Below are 3960 nucleotides of genomic sequence, written 5' to 3'. Positions count from 1 at the left end.
CGGAGGGCGCCGTTTCCGCCCCGGCCCGGGCGGCAGGCGAGGACCGCGGCGCGAGGACCGCACCGCCGTCGTACTGGTAGCGGTACAGGTCGGGATAGAGCAACAGCCCCGCCGAGGCGCCCACCTCGATCAGCGCCAGCGGCTTGGCTTCGGAGGCGGCGATGGCCGCCAGGGACGGCAGGAAAACGGCGCAGCGGCCGGGTTCATTCGTCTGCGTGGTGCGCGCCAGTGCCACCTCCCGGACCGCGTCCCACCGCGACAGCAGGAAGTCGCGGAAGCCCGCGTACTCCGTCGCGCCGGCGCCAAGGGAGCGGGAGGCCGCCAGGATCAGGTTGGGCTGGCGCTTCGACGCGGGCAGGGCGTCGATCAGCGCCAGGACCTCGGGATCGTCGCTGATGCCCAGGGCCCATTCGACGTACACCGGGGACTGGCCTGCGGCCTCGTGCACGCCGAAGTTCCGGTACCAGCCGGCGGTGTCCCCTCGCTGTCCACCCATCGTCGCCGCGGCCGCTCCGCTACAGGGCCTCGGCGAGGTATTCGACCGCCAGCCGGTAGCCGGTGATGCCCGCGCCAGCGATGACGGCGTCCGCGATGCCGGAGATGTAGGAGTGGTGGCGGAACTCTTCTCGCCGGTGGATGTTGCTGATGTGAACTTCGACCACCGGGAGGGCCACGCCGGAGAGGGCGTCGCGCAGTGCCACGGACGTGTGGCTGTAGCCGCCGGGATTGATGACGATCGCATCGGCCGTGCCTCGGGCGGCGTGGACCGCGTCGATCAGCTCCCCTTCATGATTGGACTGCACGCACTCGGCGGTCCAGCCGCGGGCGGCCGCGGCGTCGGTGGCGAGCCGCTCGACGTCGGCCAGCGTGGCGGTGCCGTAGACGTCCGGTTCCCGCGTGCCCAGCAGGTTCAGGTTGGGGCCGTTGAGGATCAGGACGCGGCGGGTGCCGGGGATATCTGCAGTCATGCCTTTTACTATGCCTCAATCGCGTCTCGGGGGAGCTGACCTGTTCCAGCGGGGCGTCCTGGCCTCGCGGTGTGATGCCGTGGCCCGCCCGCCGCCAGGGGCGGGAGGGCCACGGCATTCAGCCGACTGTCCGGGCGTCAGGCCTTCAGCGAGGTCGCGATCTGCTGCATGACGGTGTTGTCCGCCAGGGTGGTGGCGTCGCCGACCTCGCGTCCTTCGGCCACGTCCTTGAGCAGGCGGCGCATGATCTTACCGGAGCGGGTCTTGGGAAGTTCCGGCACCACCAGGATGGTGCGCGGCTTGGCGATGGGTCCGATTTCCTTGCCGACGTGGGCGCGGAGGGTGGCGACGATGTCCGGGTCTTCCGCCGCGCCTCCTCTCAGGATGACGAACGCCACGACAGCCTCGCCGGTTGTTTCGTCCTTGGCGCCGACGACGGCGGCCTCGGCGACGGCGGGATGGGAGACCAGCGCCGACTCGATTTCGGTGGTGGAGAGGCGGTGGCCGGAGACGTTCATGACGTCGTCGACCCGGCCGAGCAGCCAGATGTCGCCGTCCTCGTCCTTCTTGGCGCCGTCGCCGGCGAAGTACATGTTCTCGAAGCGGGACCAGTAGGTTTCCTTGAACCGTTCCGGGTCGCCCCAGATGCCGCGCAGCATGGCCGGCCAGGGCTCGCGGATCACCAGGTAGCCGCCGTGGCCGTCCGGGACGGAGTCGCCAAGTTCGTCCACGACGTCGACGGCGATGCCGGGGATCGCGACCTGCGCGGAACCGGGCTTGGCGGCGGTGATTCCGGGCAGCGGGGCGATCATGTGCGCACCGGTTTCGGTCTGCCACCAAGTGTCCACAATCGGTGCCTTGTCGCCGCCGATGACCCGGCGGTACCACATCCAGGCCTCCGGGTTGATGGGTTCGCCGACCGAACCGAGCACCCGGATGGAGGACAGGTCGTACTTGGCCGGGATCTCCTCGCCCCACTTCATCATGGTGCGGATCGCCGTCGGGGCGGTGTAGAGGATGGAGACCTTGTACTTTTCCACGATCTCCCACCAGCGGCCCTGGTGCGGGGAATCGGGGGTGCCCTCGTACATCACCTGGGTGGCGCCGTTGATCAGCGGGGCGTAGGTGACGTAGGAGTGGCCGGTGACCCAGCCGATGTCCGCGGTGCACCAGAACACGTCCGTCTCCGGCTTCAGGTCGAACACCACCTTGTGCGTGTAGGCGCACTGGGTCAGGTAGCCGCCGGTGGTGTGCAGGATGCCCTTGGGCTTCCCGGTCGTGCCGGAGGTGTAGAGGATGAACAGCGGGTGCTCGGCGTCGTGCGGCACGGGCGTGTGCTCGGCCGAGGCGGTCTCCACTGTGTCCGCCCACCACACATCGCGACCCTCGTGCCAGTCCACGGGTTCGCCGTTGCGCTTGACCACCACCACGTTGGTTACCGTGTGGCCGGGGGCGGAGAGCGCCTCGTCCACGGCGGGCTTCAGCGGGGACGGCTTGCCGCGGCGCCAGGTGCCGTCGGCGGTGACCACCAGCTTGGCCTCGGCGTCATCGACGCGGGAGCGCAGCGCGTCGGCGGAGAAACCGCCGAACACCACCGAGTGCACCGCCCCGATCCGGGCGCAGGCCAGCATGCTGATCACGGCCTCCGGGATCATCGGCAGGTAGACGGCGACCCGGTCGCCCTTCGCCACGCCGAGGGACTCGAACGCGTTGGCGGCCTTCTTCACTTCCTCGGTCAACTGGGCGTAGGTGTACGTGCGGGTGTCGCCGGGCTCGCCTTCGAAGTGGATCGCCACCCGGTCGCCCAGCCCGTTCTCCACATGCCGGTCCAAAGCGTTGTAGGCCGCGTTCAGCTCGCCGCCGACGAACCACTTGGCAAACGGGGCGTCCGACCAGTCCAGCGCCTGGCTGAAGTCCGTGTCCCACGAGAGGACCTCGCGGGCCTGCTTGGCCCAAAAAGCCGGGCGGTCCGCCTCTGCGTCCGCGTAAACGTCCTGTTTGGCTACGGCTGCGGCGGCGAATTCAGCGCTGGGCGCAAATCTACGCTTCTCGTGGAGCAGGTTTTCCAGGGCGTCGCCGGTGGCGGCGGTCGACTGCGTTCCGTTGGCTTCAGACATGTGGGGGCCCCTTCGTCGTGCTGGGTCATTGGCGTGCCCCCGGCTTGTCAGCCGGGCGCACCTGCTGCTTGCCAGCCTAATCCTTTGTGCGCCGTCGGCGGTGTTGAGCGTCACACTGCACGATGTAAATGGAGGTGAATCTGCGGTGAACGGCACCCGGTGGCGCCGTCGCCCGCGGGAATCCGGCTAGTGAAGGGTGGGTTCCTTGACTACGCTGAGACCAGCGCCAGAAGGTTGCGCGGCGGCCCAAGCCCGCGGTGCAACCCGCAAAGACCCACGGCGGGCCCGGCCCGCGCTGCAACCGTAAACGACCGGAGGATCGAAGATGTCCCAGAGCTCCCAGACCCACGGCACGGCAGGAACTGCGGTGGCCGGCCCGTTCACCGTGCGAGACATGGTGGTGGGCGCCGGCATCGTCCTGCTTTTCCTCTCGTCGGTGATGCCCCTGCAAGTTCTCCAGGGCATCGGCGTGAACCTATGGAATTCAGGCGGCCTGTTCCAACTGGGGCTGGGCATCCTGCTTCCGGCGGTGGTCTTGGTCCTGTTTGTCGTGCGGCGGCTGGCCCCGCAGACGCCGCTGCGGGTGGGCTCTTTGTCGGTCGACCAATTTGCCTCGGTGGTCGCTTCGCTGGCGCTGGCGTTCTACTTCCTGACGATCGTTACCGTCTTCAGCGTTAGCGGAGTCATCGGATTCATCGGCGCGGTGGTGCTCTTTGCGGGAACCGTTTGCGCGCGCTGGATTCCGCAGCTTGCCGTCGATTTCGCCGGCCGTCCCGAGGCCGTCGCCCACCCCGTGGCGCGCGACGCTGTTCCGGCTGCACCCCGGCCGAAGCAACCCAAGCCCGCCACCGGGCAGCCCGGCGCGAACCAGCCCG

General features: G+C 68.8%; 3 protein-coding genes and 1 pseudogene. 1 reads left to right on the top strand and 3 read right to left on the bottom strand.

From position 1 onward, the window contains the following. The 3 genes from AC5RUJ_RS12345 to acs all read right to left on the bottom strand — a co-directional run. Positions 1-496: DUF2332 family protein (locus AC5RUJ_RS12345; RefSeq protein WP_494155924.1), on the bottom strand; the 496-nt coding region annotated here is incomplete at its 3' end. 19 nt (positions 497-515) lie between these two features. Next, positions 516-968 carry a type II 3-dehydroquinate dehydratase gene (gene aroQ / locus AC5RUJ_RS12340; RefSeq protein ID WP_494012851.1) on the bottom strand — a complete coding sequence of 151 codons (453 nt, stop codon included), beginning with the start codon at positions 966-968 and terminating at the stop codon, positions 516-518. A gap of 137 nt (positions 969-1105) precedes the next feature. Next, the gene (gene acs, locus AC5RUJ_RS12335; RefSeq protein ID WP_494128625.1) at positions 1106-3085 is read right to left on the bottom strand and encodes an acetate--CoA ligase; all 1980 of its coding nucleotides are present in this window, start codon (positions 3083-3085) and stop codon (positions 1106-1108) included. 325 nt (positions 3086-3410) lie between these two features. Between acs and AC5RUJ_RS12330 the strand changes: the two are divergent. After that, a pseudogene (locus tag AC5RUJ_RS12330) lies at positions 3411-3960 on the top strand (hypothetical protein); the annotation flags it as partial.

The organism is Arthrobacter sp. Y3223164, from assembly GCF_059091005.1.
This window is presented reverse-complemented; position numbering and strand designations above follow the sequence as displayed.